The organism is Niameybacter sp. (assembly GCF_036655075.1).
Lineage (GTDB): Bacteria > Bacillota > Clostridia > Lachnospirales > Cellulosilyticaceae > Holtiella.
Genome location: NZ_JAVVQU010000024.1, coordinates 7,784 through 23,150 on the forward strand (window position 1 = coordinate 7,784; position 15,367 = coordinate 23,150).

21 protein-coding genes are annotated in these 15,367 nt (G+C 38.8%); all 21 read left to right on the forward strand.

All coding sequences use genetic code 11. From position 1 onward, the window contains the following. Nucleotides 1-33: 33 nt before the first annotated feature. Nucleotides 34-813, forward strand: a complete 780-nt coding sequence (locus tag RRY75_RS08135; protein ID WP_332494125.1) for a prepilin peptidase — start codon at nt 34-36, stop codon at nt 811-813. Nucleotides 814-965: 152 nt separating this feature from the next. Further along, the gene (locus RRY75_RS08140; RefSeq protein ID WP_332494124.1) at nt 966-1,466 is read left to right on the forward strand and encodes a PulJ/GspJ family protein; all 501 of its coding nucleotides are present in this window, start codon (nt 966-968) and stop codon (nt 1,464-1,466) included. A gap of 16 nt (nt 1,467-1,482) precedes the next feature. Beyond that, nucleotides 1,483-2,403, forward strand: coding sequence for a hypothetical protein (locus RRY75_RS08145; protein ID WP_332527598.1), 921 nt, complete (start codon nt 1,483-1,485; stop codon nt 2,401-2,403). Continuing rightward, nucleotides 2,400-2,927: a hypothetical protein gene (locus RRY75_RS08150; protein WP_332527599.1), complete on the forward strand. Its 528-nt coding sequence runs from the start codon at nt 2,400-2,402 to the stop codon at nt 2,925-2,927. The genes RRY75_RS08145 and RRY75_RS08150 overlap by 4 nt, the downstream gene beginning before the upstream one ends. A gap of 5 nt (nt 2,928-2,932) precedes the next feature. Further along, nucleotides 2,933-3,490, forward strand: coding sequence for a hypothetical protein (locus RRY75_RS08155; protein WP_332527600.1), 558 nt, complete (start codon nt 2,933-2,935; stop codon nt 3,488-3,490). Nucleotides 3,491-3,592: 102 nt separating this feature from the next. Next, a complete protein-coding gene (locus RRY75_RS08160) occupies nt 3,593-4,546 on the forward strand; it encodes a hypothetical protein (RefSeq protein ID WP_332716315.1) in 954 nt (317 codons plus the stop codon). Beyond that, on the forward strand, nt 4,518-5,432 hold the full coding sequence (locus RRY75_RS08165; RefSeq protein WP_332527602.1) for a hypothetical protein: 915 nt from the start codon (nt 4,518-4,520) through the stop codon (nt 5,430-5,432). The genes RRY75_RS08160 and RRY75_RS08165 overlap by 29 nt, the downstream gene beginning before the upstream one ends. Before the next feature lie 273 nt (nt 5,433-5,705). Next, nucleotides 5,706-6,206 (forward strand): YqeG family HAD IIIA-type phosphatase, encoded by a 501-nt coding sequence (locus RRY75_RS08170; RefSeq protein ID WP_332493046.1) that lies wholly within the window; start codon nt 5,706-5,708, stop codon nt 6,204-6,206. Next, a complete protein-coding gene (aroE, locus tag RRY75_RS08175) occupies nt 6,187-7,041 on the forward strand; it encodes a shikimate dehydrogenase (RefSeq protein WP_332493045.1) in 855 nt (284 codons plus the stop codon). The genes RRY75_RS08170 and aroE overlap by 20 nt, the downstream gene beginning before the upstream one ends. 6 nt (nt 7,042-7,047) lie before the next feature. After that, nucleotides 7,048-7,515 carry a type II secretion system protein gene (locus RRY75_RS08180; RefSeq protein WP_332493044.1) on the forward strand — a complete coding sequence of 156 codons (468 nt, stop codon included), beginning with the start codon at nt 7,048-7,050 and terminating at the stop codon, nt 7,513-7,515. Between the two features lie 13 nt (nt 7,516-7,528). Continuing rightward, a complete protein-coding gene (locus tag RRY75_RS08185; RefSeq protein WP_332493043.1) occupies nt 7,529-8,026 on the forward strand; it encodes a shikimate kinase in 498 nt (165 codons plus the stop codon). A gap of 12 nt (nt 8,027-8,038) precedes the next feature. Continuing rightward, nucleotides 8,039-8,491 (forward strand): type II 3-dehydroquinate dehydratase, encoded by a 453-nt coding sequence (gene aroQ, locus RRY75_RS08190; RefSeq protein ID WP_332493042.1) that lies wholly within the window; start codon nt 8,039-8,041, stop codon nt 8,489-8,491. A gap of 161 nt (nt 8,492-8,652) precedes the next feature. Further along, nucleotides 8,653-9,735, forward strand: a complete 1,083-nt coding sequence (locus RRY75_RS08195) for a M24 family metallopeptidase (protein WP_332493041.1) — start codon at nt 8,653-8,655, stop codon at nt 9,733-9,735. Between the two features lie 73 nt (nt 9,736-9,808). Then, nucleotides 9,809-10,369 carry an elongation factor P gene (efp, locus tag RRY75_RS08200; RefSeq protein WP_332493040.1) on the forward strand — a complete coding sequence of 187 codons (561 nt, stop codon included), beginning with the start codon at nt 9,809-9,811 and terminating at the stop codon, nt 10,367-10,369. Between the two features lie 219 nt (nt 10,370-10,588). After that, a complete protein-coding gene (gene spoIIIAA / locus RRY75_RS08205) occupies nt 10,589-11,533 on the forward strand; it encodes a stage III sporulation protein AA (RefSeq protein ID WP_332527603.1) in 945 nt (314 codons plus the stop codon). Further along, the gene (locus RRY75_RS08210) at nt 11,527-12,045 is read left to right on the forward strand and encodes a stage III sporulation protein AB (RefSeq protein ID WP_332528125.1); all 519 of its coding nucleotides are present in this window, start codon (nt 11,527-11,529) and stop codon (nt 12,043-12,045) included. The genes spoIIIAA and RRY75_RS08210 overlap by 7 nt, the downstream gene beginning before the upstream one ends. 11 nt (nt 12,046-12,056) lie before the next feature. Continuing rightward, nucleotides 12,057-12,254: a SpoIIIAC/SpoIIIAD family protein gene (locus RRY75_RS08215; RefSeq protein WP_332493037.1), complete on the forward strand. Its 198-nt coding sequence runs from the start codon at nt 12,057-12,059 to the stop codon at nt 12,252-12,254. A gap of 9 nt (nt 12,255-12,263) precedes the next feature. Beyond that, a complete protein-coding gene (gene spoIIIAD, locus RRY75_RS08220; RefSeq protein WP_332493036.1) occupies nt 12,264-12,647 on the forward strand; it encodes a stage III sporulation protein AD in 384 nt (127 codons plus the stop codon). 13 nt (nt 12,648-12,660) lie between these two features. Then, nucleotides 12,661-14,034 (forward strand): stage III sporulation protein AE, encoded by a 1,374-nt coding sequence (locus RRY75_RS08225; protein ID WP_332493035.1) that lies wholly within the window; start codon nt 12,661-12,663, stop codon nt 14,032-14,034. A 12-nt stretch (nt 14,035-14,046) separates the two neighbouring features. Beyond that, a complete protein-coding gene (locus RRY75_RS08230; protein ID WP_332493034.1) occupies nt 14,047-14,619 on the forward strand; it encodes a stage III sporulation protein AF in 573 nt (190 codons plus the stop codon). Between the two features lie 18 nt (nt 14,620-14,637). Further along, complete coding sequence (locus tag RRY75_RS08235; RefSeq protein ID WP_332493033.1) at nt 14,638-15,363, forward strand: hypothetical protein; 726 nt, start codon at nt 14,638-14,640, stop codon at nt 15,361-15,363. Nucleotides 15,364-15,367 lie beyond the last annotated feature (4 nt).

The window sequence follows — 15,367 nt, forward strand, 5'->3', positions numbered from 1 at the left end:
GGGGTTCCGTATTATTACAAAGGAGGAGAGCTTGTGGAACTACTTTTATGGATTTTTATTTTAAGCGTGGGACTTATTATTGGAAGTTTTTTAAATGTGTGTATTTATCGTATTCCTAATGGAGAGAGCATTAACGATCCACCGTCACATTGTCAGCATTGTGCGCATCGTTTGGGGGTGCTAGATTTGGTGCCAGTGGTGAGCTATCTTTGTCTGGGGGGTAAATGTAGATATTGTGGGGAGAAGATTAGCCCACAATATGCCTGTATCGAGTTGATCAATGGACTGGGTTGGGTGTACAGCTTTTATCATTTTGGATTGAGCGTAGAAGCTGTTTTGGCATGTGTATTTATTTCAGTAGTCATCGTACTTACTGTAATTGACTGGCGTCATATGATCTTGCCAACAGGGATTATTGTTTTTGGCAGTGTGGTAGCTTTACTTGGGAAGGGGTTACTCAGTTATATTCATCAAGATTTTTCTATTCTTCTAAAAAGTTTGCTGGGTGGAGCTGTAGGATATGGGATTGTGGCCTTGATCTTTTACATAGCGATTTGGGCCTTGAAAAAGGAAGGCATGGGCTATGGCGATGTACGCTATTTGGGCATGATTGGACTTTTTACGTCACCAAGTTTAGTTTTTTTAACTTTACTCATCGGTTCAGTAGTGGGGTCAGTGTATGGACTTATACTTCTTAAAAAACAAGGGGAGAGTATGGAATTTCCTTTTGGACCTTTTCTAACAATTGGCGCACTCATCAGTCTTTTTTATGGCGACCAGCTCATCAACTGGTATCTAGCATTGTGGATGTAACAGAGCATATATATGAAAACGTTGTCTTAAGCCAGTGGATTAGGACAACGTTTTTTTCAGTAATATTATAAAAATATTAAAAGAGTGATTAAAAGTCGTAATATCCTGTCAATACTTATAAAAAGATAAATAAATGTATAGGGTGAAGTATAGTGATGAATAGACAAGCTTCAAAAGACGAAAAAGGAATGACACTCATAGAGGTTGTACTAGCGCTTGTGCTCAGTAGCCTCTTTTTTTGTAGTATTTTAGACTTAACGGGTCAAGGTATGGCGTGGCATGTGAACCTACAAGAAGAAGCCAAGTTAAGGCGAGAGATGAATCGTGTCCGTCTATTTGTGGAAGATAGGTGGGATGAAGCGAGAAAAGTAGAAATCAAATTAGGCAAGGAAGTAGATGAACATCAAAAATCACTGAATCAGATGACGTTTGACTATTCCAATCTAGACATACTTCCTTATGAACAAGAGGGGGAACAACTTTATAAGATGAAGTACGGGAGCAATGTGGTTAAGGAAGGTATTCAAAGCATTACCTTAAGTCAGAAGGGCAAATGGATCTTTATAACCTGTACCTTAAAAGGACGTGGAGCGTGCAGCCTGACAGAAGATATTTTGCTAGATTCAACCTATAAGAAGTGTAAATATAAGTAAGAAAGGGAGAGGACAAGTGGGAAGTTATTTGGGTGTAGAAATGGAATCTGAGCAGTTGCAGTTTGTATGTGCCAAACAGAACAAAGGGGTGTGGAAGGTTTTGAAACAGGCTCGTATCCCTGTTAGTGTTGTACATGAGGAGATGACTTATGAGGAGCAAGCTGCTAGGTATAGAGCACAATTAGAGAAGCATATGAAAGAATTTTTAAAAGGAATAAAAGGGAAACCTATAGCAACGGGAATCTGCATTCCACCTGAGTATGTTTGGAGAAGAGCTTTTTATTTTCCAAATTTCAATGAAGCCTATATCGAAGATTTTTTAAGGCGTATGACGAGCATATGGAATCATGTAGATACACAGCCTTATATGTTTACTGGTGAAAAGATGGTGGAGGGCATTTGTGGGCAAATTCAAGCTAGGTCACATCAGCATTCGAGGTATAAGCAGAAAAATGAAGAGGGCTGGTATTGTATTATGGGCTGTCAAAGGGATTGGATCCTTTCACCCTATGAAGTGTTAGAAAAACTACGGTGCAAGCCTAAATGTGTAACAACGGTAGTAGATACGCTTTTACATCAACAAGCAATGGGGATAGGAGGAGGGTATGAAGTTCTGTTTTTGGAGAAGATGTCCACATGGTATGTGGCCTTTTATGAAAGTAATGTATGTACCTTTGTCCAAAGGATTAAAAAGGAAGCAACACTAGACTTGATTTTGGAATGGAATAAAATTTATGATTTTTATAGACAGAAACATACCCCTGTACAGTTGGATAAGGTTCGAATTAAATGGCTGCACATACCGGAAGGTTGCTTTAAAGAGGAGCTAGAAATGCTATTACAAGTGGAAGTGGTAGAGGAAGTACAACAAGGGCCTATGGATGAAGGACTTAGGGGATTATTAGATCAACTTGCAAAAAAGAGGGGAAGTCTATGAATCTGATTTCTATTGCCTATCAAAAGAAAGAATGTGCAAGAAAGGTATTCAATTATACCATAGGATTGAGTCTAGGTATAGGTCTTGTATGCAGTCTTGTTACATGCCTCATGCCTTATGAATTAGTACGTTTGAAAGATAACATACGGGTTATACAAAGTTTGGAAGTGTTTGATGTTTGGGCTGAACGGGAAACACTTTTAAACTACCTTGAAGAAGGTCAAGCACATATTCAAACATTAGAAGCGAACCAGCTTGCCTATAAAGAGCAAAAAGCACAATTTCTTGAGGATTTAGAGCAGTTGAACCGTTATAAGGGTATGGGTATACACTTGCTAGAAGTCATCTATGACAAGGAAATACAAAGTTGGAAGTGTAGAGGTGAAGCCAATCATCTAGAAACATTGAGGGCCTATGAATCGGAGATCAAGGCTTTGTATGGAGAAGGGAACGTTACCTTTTATATGGAGCCAATACAAGAACGATGGTACTTCAAATTTGAAATTCAGCAAGGAGAGGAGTAAGCATAGTGAATAGGATAATGCAGTTTAAAGGCTATTTAAAGACACTTTCTATATCTAATTTGCAAGGATTATTAATCATTTTAGTTGGCATCATTGCTTTGGATGTAGGATATGTGCTGCCTCGTTATATAATGCAGATTAGATCCTTACAAACACAGCAAAAAAGCCTCTTGGAAACACAGGTGCTATTGGAATCTTATATAGAAGAGCGTGAAATGTGGGTAATGCAAAAGGACTGGTTGGATTTGCAGTTGAGTAGCTATCAGCTAACCTTTCCAAAGGTGGAAGGGGACCATTCATTTGTCAAGTCACTAGATAACTTTTTACGTTCATTTCCAATAGAGGAGGTGCAGGTCCTCTTCAAGGAAAGAAGTGAACGTGAGGGGATGCCTTGCCTTGTCTATAGTTTGCATTACGGCGGAAGTGAACAAATGGGGAGACAGGTAGTCATAGCACTTAGTAAGTGGATGGAAGGCATGACAGTGGAAAAGCTAGAGATGGGTGTACAAGAAGATGGGAAGATGGAGACGTATATGGAAGTAGCTATCCGTATTCAAGCATAAGACAGGAATAGGGCATCAAATAAAAATTGTGTAGAAGGTGGCATAGCGGGGAATAAGAAAGGAGATATAAAAGAAAAAATGAAAATGTGTACCCAAGAGAGCATGAATAGTAGCAAAAAAGCCCAAAATGTAGACGATTTAAAGCGCTATTTACAACCTAAGCTCAAGGTAAATAGAAGGTCTCAAATAAAAGATGACAAGGGATTTAGCTATGTAGAAGTACTTGTCAGTATGTTGATTGCATTCCTCTTGATACAAATCCTTTTTACCAGTTATAGCTGCTTTCAAAAACTTTATATGCAGGATAAGCTAGGACAAAGTGCTGTACGATATGGGCAAGAGATGATGCATTATGTGAAAGAGCAAATGAAAGTAGCCCATCAAGTAACAACACAAGATTTACAGGATTATTTAAAGACAAGGCCAGAGGCGATGAGTGGGTATAACTATAGTTTTATATGGATACCGTTGCACACATCTCAGCAAAAGGTGGAAGCATTGGATGTAGACAGTGCAAATAAGTGTTCAACAGACAAGGCTTTTGATTGGGAAGGCGTAAAACAGCGACTAGCAAGTGAGCGTCTTTTATTAGAAGTTCCAGAGCAGAAAAAGGCCTTGCCTATAGGCGAAGAAATAGGACGTATAACTATTCATTCAACTGGAGAAGTAGAAGTGAAACAGGTAGGAGAGCAAGTGAATGTGTCGGGACATACAGAAGATGGACGTATAGTAGTGACGTTAAATACTTCAGAAGGTGGATCAGGCATAGACCAACCTATAGTTTTAAACATACAAGATGACAGACTTTTATATACACAAGCTGTCACTTACGAAATACGAAATAATACAGCACGTCCAGTACTCATATATGTGGAAGGGCAGCCCAAAGTATTGGACTTAATACAAGTCCAACAGGTAGAAGGCGAACCTAACATATGGGTGGTAGCAACAGATGCCTATGTACAACGAGAAGCTTATTGGTTGGTGGGCGTTGTGACAGGGGCAAATTCAGAAAGGGGCTATACAGGTGCACAGTACTTTGTATCTTGCCAGTAGAACAGTCGTGTATGGCATGGGTAAAGACATCTATCATCCTATAAATAGTAAAATTGATATCCCTAAAAAGGAAGAAGGGTATGTTTTAAGTGTGACTTTAGTGGTGATGGCTTTAGTTTTAATGCTTGTGGCCAGCGGGTTTAAACAAGTAAACTATAACAACCATCTGGGCCGAACAGTCAGTGAGACAAGTTCAACCCAACTAAGTACTCAAGATAGATTGGTTAGTGAAGAAGGGCATCTATTCAGTTTATACAACCAACTACAGGGAGAAAGCTTTATGCAATATGTGGAGTTGTACCCACTTCATGAAGAACGTATGGCATTGTATCAAGTATTAGGGGCAGCCAAGGCCTATATACTTACAACAAAATCTTTTTTTACTCAGATTAGTTTGGAAAACTATTTAGAACCCAATCAACTTCAAGAGGGCCTTCTTTACTTTCGTACGCCTTCCTTAGAGCAAGGTGCAAAGGCAGAGATGACTTGTAGAAAGTATACAGGAGATATTGTCGGTGCACACAATCCTTCAGCAGGTTATTTAGTAGCGTATCAAAAGGTACGCAAAAAAGTCCAAGAAATTGAGGATTACTTAAAAACTGAAAATATACTAGAGACTGAAGATGAAGTGGCAAGAAGAGGACGTGAAGCAGCAATGGCTCAAACACTTGAACGGCTGCTAATAAATCAGCCTATGTATGAATTGGTTGTCTTGACGGAAGTTAAAAATAGCAAAGGGATTGTGACTAATCGTGAAAAGATTTATGCCAGCTATCAGTTAGTTAAGCAAACGAACGCTACTAGCCGTATAGAAGGAAACTGTACGTATTTAACGCTCCCTTATCGGTTACAAGTTTATGACTACCGAGTAGTACGCATAGTATAAGTCAAGTCGAAAGGCGTTAACAAGCAGGGGAGTATTAAGGGGCGCTGAATAAGTAGATGACTTAGAATAGGTGCATTACAACGAGATGAAGGGGTTGAAACATACCAAGAACAGCAAGTGTTGCGTGATGGCTATAATCGGTTATACTATAACTATGACTATTTAGTAGGTGTTCGTCAAAATCGTATAATCAGTATAAAGTTTATCAAACGTGAGCAAGCTGATTAGGACAAGCTTTAAGTGCCCTGCTAACAACTAGAAAGGAAGAAAATGATGATTAAAAGACTTTACCCAAACCTGTATTTAAATGCCATTAGTGAAATGGATACTACCACTTTGAAACAACAAGGTGTCAAAGGCATTATTTTTGATATAGATAACACGCTTGTACCTTATGATGTACTAGACCCAACTGAAGAAATTATAAGATTTTTTGAAAAATTAAAAGATGAAGGCTTTCAAATTTGTCTTGTGTCTAACAATACGGAAGATCGTGTGGTGCGTTTTAACCAAGGGCTTAAAGTATACGCCATTCATAAATCAGGAAAGCCAAGTACAAAAAGTTTCAAACGTGCACTAGAGTTGATGCATCTGACAAATGACCAAGTGGCTATTGTAGGAGACCAAATCTTTACAGATGTGTACGGTGGGAACCGTGCCAAAATCAAAACGATTTTGGTAAAACCAGTGAGTGACAAAGATGAATGGATTACTAAGGTGAAGCGTGGCATTGAAAGGAAAGTGATTGCACACTATGAAAAGCATAACAGGTAAGACCACCGTTTGTGGGGTTATGGGCAAGCCCATTGAACATACCCTTTCACCGCTTATTCATCATACCATTGCAGCTTTTACAAAGGCAGATCTTGCCTATGTCCCTTTTTTAGTAGAAGATTCTCAAGTTGAGGCAGCTTTAAAAGGGGCTCATGCCTTAAACATTAGAGGGCTGAATGTGACGATGCCACACAAGAAGGCTGTGATGGCACATTGTGTGGCACTTGACCCACTAGCAAGCCAAGTAGATGCTGTCAACACTTTGGTGTGGACACCAGAAGGGTACAAGGGCTATAACACAGATGCTATGGGCCTAAGACGCGCCTTGCAGCATCAAGGGATTGCTTATCAAGGGAAAAATATAGCTATTTTAGGAAGTGGCGGTGCCAGCTATGCCACTGTAGTCAGTGTTATGAATGGGGCAAAAAGCATTCATGTATTTAACCGCACAAAAGCTAAGGCGGAAGCTTTAAAAGAACACTTTCAAGGTAAGTGCCCTGTGCCCATAGAAGTCTATGGATTAAATGAAGGTGCTAGATTACCTATAGATGTAGTGATTCAAACAACGGGTGTAGGTATGGGTGAACTAATGGGACAAATACCAGAGGGGTCTCTTGCACTTTTAGAACAGGCTCAAGCTGCGGTGGATTTGATTTATAATCCGTCAGAGACAGTTTTCTTAAAAGAAGCACTACATAAGGGGATTCAAGTCATGAATGGCTTTGATATGCTCTTTTACCAAGCAATTATCGCCTATGAGCTCATGCACCATGTGACGCTTGGAGAACATTTAATAGAAGCTATTTATAGAGCGCTTCTTGAAAGAATAGGATGATGAAGGTTGGAGAAGGAAAAAGGGTTTACACTTTTAGAGATGGTTGTTGTGATGGCAATTTTGGCTATTCTTTCGACGGGATTTGTGAGTGGCATAAGGTGGCAGTATAAGCAACAAATGGTAAGTGCCGCTGGAGAGATTGAGCAACTTATACAAGTGATGCAACAAGAGGCCGCACTTAAAAATTGTATGTACGTTCTAGATAAGTCACATCGAGAAGGACAAGACATTTTGCGTGTGGAGGTAGATACAAGAACGCTGTATGAATATACTTTGCCAAGAACTTTAAAGGTGTATATTGGGACAAAAGATAACCCAATAGGTGTGGAGCGAGAGATTAGCTTTAGGCAAGATTTATCTCCGAGCTCTAGTGGGACAATTACTTTGCGTCATGCGAAATATCCCTATCAGCTTCAGATGACGGTACGTCCTGTGACTGGTATTGTGACCCTTTATCCCCTTCAACGCTATTAGGGGGAGAAACATTTTGAAAAATATTTATTTAATTGGATTTATGGGATGTGGAAAGACAACTTTAGCCAGTACACTGGCTAAAAGTTTACAACGAGAATGGATTGACTTAGATGAGCGGATTGTGTGTCAGGAACAGATGCCAATTGCCCACATTTTTGAGCAAAAAGGAGAAGCTTATTTTAGGCAAGTTGAAGCTGCCTTACTTCAAGAAATCAGCTGTACCTCAGGAAAGATTATTTCGACGGGGGGTGGCATTGTAGGTGATAAGCGCAATCAAGATTCTCTTAAAAAGGGAATTTGCATTTATTTAGACTGGCCTTTTGAAGAGCTCTATACACGTATAGCAGATGATGCAACAAGGCCACTGGCCAAAAGTTATGACCAACTTAAAGCTTTGTATGAAACACGTAAACCTTTATATGAAGCAAGTTGTACGCTACATGTCAACTGTACAGGCCAAACCCCTTATCACCTAAAGCACTATCTTATTGAAACGTTAGCATTAAAATAGAGGAGGGATGAGATGAAAATTGCAGTGATGAATGGCCCTAATCTAAACTTTTTAGGTATCCGTGAGCCAGGTATTTATGGAGATGGAACATTGGAAGGGCTAGAAGATTTGTTAAAAACTGAGGCGCAAAAATATGAGAATTTAGAATTACATTTCTTCCAGTCAAACTGTGAAGGTGCACTCATTGATTTTATGCAGCAGTGTTATTATGACCAGGTAGAGGGCATTCTGCTTAATCCTGGTGCATTGACTCATTATAGTTATGCTTTAGCAGATGCGATAAAAAGTATTTCGCTTCCAGTAGTAGAAGTACATATCTCCAATATTCATGCCAGAGAAAGCTTTCGTGCACATTCAGTGACAGCTGCCAATTGTGTGGGGCTTGTAGGCGGATTTGGATTTGCGGGATATCAAATGGCCCTTCAAGGACTGATTGCGCATCTAGAGGTAAGTTCTAAAGCTTAAGGCACACACAGTTGTTTTGTGCGTTATATGATTAGGCTATACGGCAGTATAAATGAGAAGATGGTATAATATATAAAGACGCATAGACATGAAATACAAAAATATGAAATAAATAGAGCAATAAATAAACTGTGAGGTAACTCCAAGAAAGAGGCATACAAATGGAACAACGTTTACAAAAATTCAGAGAACAAATGGCAAGCTTTAATGTAGAAAGCATAATGATAAGCAATTTAACCAATATACGTTACTTAAGTGGTTTTGCAGGTTCTAGTGCACTTTTACTCATTACAAATGAAAAACAATATTTAATCACAGACTTTAGATATATTGAACAAGCAACGCGTCAATGTCCAGCCTTTGAAATTGTGAATCAAGAACAAAAAGGCTTACTCGGAAAAACAATGGAAATTGCTGAACATGACGGAATTAAGAATATTGGGTTTGAAAGTGATTATACTAATTATAGTACTTACTTAGAGTTTGGTAAGTATCAACAATTTGCATTTGTTCCAACACATGAAGTGGTGGAAAAGTTAAGACAGATTAAAGATGAAGAAGAATTAAAGAAATTAGCCGAGGCAGAACGTATTGGCGATTTAGCTTTTTCTAAAATCATTCCTTTTATTACAATGGCATACAAAAATGGCTTAACAGAAGCAGATATTGCGCTTGAACTTGAACGTATTATGCGTATGAATGGAGCCGGGAGTACTTCTTTTAGCTCCATTGTAGCAGCGGGGGCTAAGTCTTCTCTTTGTCATGCAGTACCAGGAAAAGAAACGCTTCACCCAGGTGATTTTGTAGTGATGGACTTTGGATGTCGCTATGAAGGATATTGCTCAGATATGACGAGAACAATTGTTATTGGTAAGCCAAGTGACAAACACCAAGAAATTTACCAAACAGTTTTAAAAGCTCAACTTGCAGCACTTGAGGCCATTAAACCAGGATTAACAGGTAAAGAAGTGGATGCTGTGGCGCGTAATATCATCAAAGATGCAGGTTATGGGGATTACTTCGGTCATGGCTTGGGACACAGTGTAGGCCTAGACATCCATGAAAATCCACGCTTTTCTACCACTGAAGAGCGTGTCATTGAAAAGGGTATGGTCTTAACTGTAGAACCAGGAATCTATTTGCCGGGCTTTGGTGGTGTGCGTATTGAAGATATGGTTGTTGTAACAGATACAGGAATTTGCAACTTAACCCACTCTACAAAAGAACTTATTGTTATAGAATGATGTAAAAAATCGTTGAAAAAACTAATAATCTAGTTTACACTATATTAGGAAAAACACATTAGGAGGAATACCCATGATTCAAGCAGGCGATTTTAGAAACGGTGTTACCATTGAATTTGAAGGTAACTTATTTCAAGTTATTGAATTCCAACACGTAAAACCAGGTAAAGGTGCGGCTTTCGTACGCTGTAAAATTAAAAACATAAAAACAGGCGGTGTGGTTGAGAGAACTTTCCGTCCATCTGAAAAATTACCAAAAGCACATATCGATCGTAAAGATATGCAATATCTTTATGCAGATGGTGAATTATTCCATTTTATGGATTTAGATACTTATGACCAAATTGCAGTAAATGGTAGTGATTTAGGAGATTCTTTAAAATTTGTTAAAGAAAACGAAATGGTTAAAGTTATTTCTCATGAAGGTAGTGTGTTTGGTATAGAACCACCAATCAACGTTGAGCTTCTCATCACTGAAACAGAACCAGGTCTTAAAGGTGATACAGCACAAGGTGCTACAAAACCAGCTATCGTTGAAACAGGTGCAAGAGTAATGGTACCTTTATTCATTGAACAAGGCGAAACTATTCGTATTGATACACGTACTGGCGATTACATGGGTCGTGCAAACTAAACCTCATTAGAACGTGAACTTAGGGCGTATAAGATTAATTTCTTATACGCTATTTTTTGTTTTTTAAAAGATATAAAGGCACAATACCTATAAGTCCAAGGGCATACCTAAGGGCTTATTTTTGTGCGTAAAAAGAAGGAAGTCTATATGAGTTTTAGTTCTAGGGGGACAAGTTGAGGCATATAGTTAAGTAATCAAAATATACAAAGGAGGAAAGCAATGATCCCAAGAAGTGTACTGAGTATTATGCCAAAAGGTATCAGAGAGCAACTTGTACAACTGGCGAAGCAGAAGGAGGGCATTGTGCAAGAAATTAGGATTAGAGCATCCAAGCCATTACTCATTGTAATGAATAATGAAGAGTATGGCCTCACTCCACAGGGACTTGGCACAGTAAGTCGAAGTTGGTTAGTCACCTACGAAGAAGTACAAGCTATTTTACAATTTTTAAGCGGCTACTCCTTGTATGCCTTAGAAGATGAAATCAGACAAGGCTATGTGACTATAGAAGGTGGACACCGTATTGGGTTAGTGGGAAAAGCTGTAATAGAAGACAAGAAAGTGAAAACTTTGAAGTATATTAGTGGACTCAATATAAGGCTATCACATGAATTTGTTGGATGTAGTGATAAGGTCATGCCTTATCTTATTTCTAGGGACAAGGTGTACCATACTCTAGTAGTCTCTCCACCTAAGTGTGGCAAGACCACGTTACTTAGAGATATAATCCGTAATTTAAGTAATGGATATAGTGGCTATGGCCCTTACACGGTAGGTGTTGTAGATGAAAGGTCAGAAGTAGCTGGCTGCTACATGGGTGTACCACAAAATGATGTGGGCTTAAGAACGGATGTCCTAGACGGGTGTCCAAAGGTGGAAGGCATGCGGATGCTACTTAGGTCTATGGCACCCGATGTTATTGCAGTGGATGAAGTAGGGAGTCTAGAAGACTTGCAAGCCATAGAAGAAGTATTGGGGGCAGGAGTAACCATCGTATGTACAACCCATGGAAAGGACTTAGAAGATTGTATGAAAAAACCACAGCTTAGGCATATGTTAGAGCAGGGGTGGTTTGAAAAAGTTGTTGTTTTATCTAATCGGAACGGTCCTTGTACTGTGGAACAGGTAGAGGACTTTAGAAGAAATCAGGTGAGTGTATGCTAAAGGTAATAGGCATGATGATGGTTTTTGCAGGATGTAGCTGGAGTGGAATCTACTTAGATTTGAAATATCGTAAGCGAATCAAGGAGTTAGAAAACTTGATTTATGCTTTTGAATATTTAAAAGGGGAAATCAACTATCGTTTGACACCGTTACATGAAGCGTGTTTGAGGGTAGGGATAGACTCTAGACATGAAATAGGTCAGTTGTTCATCTGTTTTGCTAAACTCTTAAGAGGTAAACATTCAGTAGATGGAAATGTCTTATGGCAAGAAGCAATCAAAAAAGAACGCTATAGGTACCATTTGAACAATGAAGATTATCAATTACTTAGTGAGTTTGGGAGAGGGCTTGGACATATGGACAAAGAGATGCAACAAGGCAATATTGATTTGATGCAAAATAAGTTAAAACTGACATTGGATTTAGCACTTAAAGAACAAGAAAGGTCAAGCAAACTTAGGACAGGCATGGGCATCTTAGTGGGTGCATGCTTGTGTATACTGATTATTTAGGAGGAATGAGTATGGATCAAATGATGGAGCTTTTAAAAATAGGTGGACTTTCTATGGCGGTGATGTTTATGAGCATTATTTTGAAACAAGCTGGGAAAGATGGCTATGCCAATATGGTGTCAATAGGAGGGATTACACTTATTTTGTTGATTATTGCATCCTACATCTTAGAATTGTTTGAAGTTGTAGAAACTATGTTTATGTTTTAGGAGGCAGCTATGGATATTATTAGACTGACAGGATTTGCTTTAGCAGCTGTCATCTTGTCCCTGTTTGTGGGGGAGAGTCACAGGACAGCTGGAAACCTCATACGTATATTTGCGTGTAGCTTACTTTTGATTTTAATTTTACCTCAGCTTGGGGTCATCTTTTCTATTATTACCGACTTATCTACAAAGATGAGTCTTGAAGACACTTATTTGAAAATTATTTTTAAAATCGTGGGGATTGCATACGTAGCAGAGTTTGGGTATCAACTGTGTAAAGATGCAGGGGAATCAGCTATTGCAAGCAAAGTACAACTTGCAGGTAAAGTGCTCATTTTGGTATTGGCTTCACCTATCATTTTGGCACTGATTGAACTGATCACACAATTAATTTAAGAGGTGGGATAAGATGCAAAAGAAAATAAGAATACCCTTAATGATTCTAGTCCTATTTTTCTTGTTAACGGGTGTGGCACAAGCGCAAGAAGTGAAAGGGAGTGACCAGAGGACAATAAATGGGGACATTATACAAATAACAGAAGTAAGTGAGGTGCAGGCAACCCTCTTTCAAGAGAATGAGGGAACTGATTTTGCACTCTACATAGAAGAACCAGTGATAGAAGATATAGAAGGCCTCCTTGAACCTGAGGGTGGGCATCAAGAAGAAGCTGTTGAGCATGTAGAGACCTTTAGTCAAGATCAAGTACAAAGTGCACTGACTCAGCAGTTTGAAATTTTGAACTGGGCAGAGATTGATAAGTTAGAAGAAGAATTAAAAGGGACAGTACCTTATCTTGAAGATTTTGATTTGAGTCAGCAAGTACTTAAATTGATTTCAGGAGAAGAACGTTTTTCTGTTCAAGAAATTGTAAGTCAAATAGGTCAACTTTTCGTCAATGAATTTAGCACCTACTTTAAACTTATTATTCGATTTATATTGATTGTCATCTTATGTAGTATCTTACAAATCTTAAGTAAGTCTTTTCAATCCCAGAATACTGCAAAAGCTGCTTACTTTGTGTGCTACATCTTAGTGATTTTCACCTTGTCACAGACATTGATGATGTTGGTGCAGCTGGCTGGAAGGACGATTGATCAGCTCTATGAGATTATGCAGGTGACACTGCCGACATTGTTGGCCTTTATGGCTGTTTCAGGCTATATTACCTCATCAAGTGCACTAGCACCTGTTATAATTGGGACTTTCAATATCATGACACTAGTTATTCAAAGATTTGTCTTACCCATCCTTGTGGCAGTCATTGTTTTGCAAGTTGTGAATACAATGAGTGAAGAAATTAAGGTGGATAAATTTATTGATTTGTTTTACAAAGGCATCCGTTGGGGATTACGCGGTGTAGTTATTCTAAGTGTGAGTATTATGGGGATTTACAAAATGACGTTGCCTTATATAGATGTGGCATTGAAAAAAGGTGTTGTAAACGTTTCTACAGCCTTCTTACCCATCATAGGAGATGCAAGTAAAGGGGCTATTGAATTTATTTTATCCTGTAGTGCACTTATTAAAAATGCCTTTGCTATTGGGGTGATTATTTGGGTTGTGCTGATTGCGGCCATTCCACTTATTAAGATTTTGACACATGTGATTATGTTCCATCTAGTCGGGGCATTAATTCAACCACTAGGGGATAAAAAAATGACAGAGATTGCAACCATCTTAGCACATGGTTGTGAGTTTATTTTAAGTGCTGTGGGCGTTGTTGTCGTATTAACAATTGCTTCAATGATGATTTGTGCCAGTATTGGCATTAGTATGACATAAAGGAGGGGCTACGTGAGAAGTTATTTATTGACCATTATTTGGACCATGCTATTTGTGGTTATTGTAGAGATGATTTTTCCTGTATCAGAGCTGAAAAAATACTTAAAGTTGGTCTTAAGTTTTATTGTACTCGTAGTCATTGCTAGTCCTTTAGTCACCTTGTTAACACAGCAGCAATGGGTAGAGACAACCCGGCCAATGGAATACATAGCCTTTTATCAGGAACAGTTTGAAGGGGGCAGGTATGTGCCTTATGAGGAAGAGAAAAAGAAGCAAGAAGAATCAGTCAAACAAGTGTATAAGGATCAAGTGGAGAGTCAGATGAAATTGCTTATAGAAGCAAAGCTTCCTATTGAGGTGTCCCAAATTACAAGTGAAGTTACTTTAAATGGCAGTCATATTGGTATTAGTGAGATGCAGGTGGTGGTAACGCCTCTGGCATCTGAATCTTTCTTGAACATCGGGGATAAAAGTGAAAGTGTTGTACTAAGTGATGAGCATTTAAAAAATGAGATAAAAAAATGCATAAATGACTTCTATAATGTGGACAATGCTAATATATATATTACAGTACAAGATAGTTGATGTTAGGAGGAAAAGGTAGTGACAGATAATGAAGAAGAAAAAAGACAATTTACCATCAATGTAAGCAATGTGAATACGCATGAAAGTACAGCTAGGGAAAAACTAGGAGGTATGTTTGGGGAAGAACAAGAAGAGGTAGTGGAAGAAGTACAAGAAGTGCATGAGCCTAAGATCGGTGAACTTCTAGGACAAGTAAGTAAAAAGGTGAAGGTACCCGCAGCGGTATTGATCTTTGCACTTGTTGTAGGGGGAATACTCCTGACTTACATGCCAGAAAAGCCAACGAGTCAAGCAGTGATGAGTGAAAATGGTGTAGAAGTAGTAGAGACGAGTAGCCGTGCTACAAGTACCATGACTTATGAGGAACTTCTTGAAATGCGTATGGAGACAATCCTGACAAGCTTAGATGGTGCGGGGGAAACAAAAGTTATGGTGACAACTGCTGGTTCTACAGAAAAGGTACTTGCTGAAGAAATTGTACAAAATAGCTTAGACATTGATGAGGTTACACAAGCAGGCAATAAGAAAACAAGTGAAAAGCAAGACATCGAAAGGAAGATCGTTAAGGAAAAAGGAGACACACCTTTCGTTGTCAAAGAAAATAAACCACAAGTTGAAGGGGTTTTGGTTTTAGCAGAGGGAGCAGATGATGTGAATATTAAAAATGCCATTATACAATCGGTATCTTCACTCCTAGATGTCCCAGTACATAAAATTGCAGTTTATAAGATGGTCAATAACTAAGGGG

Coding starts and splice junctions, on each gene's coding strand:
- RRY75_RS08150 (WP_332527599.1), top strand. CDS start 2,400: ATGAATCTGATTTCTATTGCCTATCAAAAGAAAGAATGTGCAAGAAAG.
- RRY75_RS08160 (WP_332716315.1), top strand. CDS start 3,593: ATGAATAGTAGCAAAAAAGCCCAAAATGTAGACGATTTAAAGCGCTAT.
- RRY75_RS08170 (WP_332493046.1), top strand. CDS start 5,706: ATGATTAAAAGACTTTACCCAAACCTGTATTTAAATGCCATTAGTGAA.
- aroE (WP_332493045.1), top strand. CDS start 6,187: ATGAAAAGCATAACAGGTAAGACCACCGTTTGTGGGGTTATGGGCAAG.
- aroQ (WP_332493042.1), top strand. CDS start 8,039: ATGAAAATTGCAGTGATGAATGGCCCTAATCTAAACTTTTTAGGTATC.
- RRY75_RS08195 (WP_332493041.1), top strand. CDS start 8,653: ATGGAACAACGTTTACAAAAATTCAGAGAACAAATGGCAAGCTTTAAT.
- efp (WP_332493040.1), top strand. CDS start 9,809: ATGATTCAAGCAGGCGATTTTAGAAACGGTGTTACCATTGAATTTGAA.
- spoIIIAA (WP_332527603.1), top strand. CDS start 10,589: ATGATCCCAAGAAGTGTACTGAGTATTATGCCAAAAGGTATCAGAGAG.
- RRY75_RS08210 (WP_332528125.1), top strand. CDS start 11,527: ATGCTAAAGGTAATAGGCATGATGATGGTTTTTGCAGGATGTAGCTGG.
- RRY75_RS08215 (WP_332493037.1), top strand. CDS start 12,057: ATGGATCAAATGATGGAGCTTTTAAAAATAGGTGGACTTTCTATGGCG.
- spoIIIAD (WP_332493036.1), top strand. CDS start 12,264: ATGGATATTATTAGACTGACAGGATTTGCTTTAGCAGCTGTCATCTTG.
- RRY75_RS08225 (WP_332493035.1), top strand. CDS start 12,661: ATGCAAAAGAAAATAAGAATACCCTTAATGATTCTAGTCCTATTTTTC.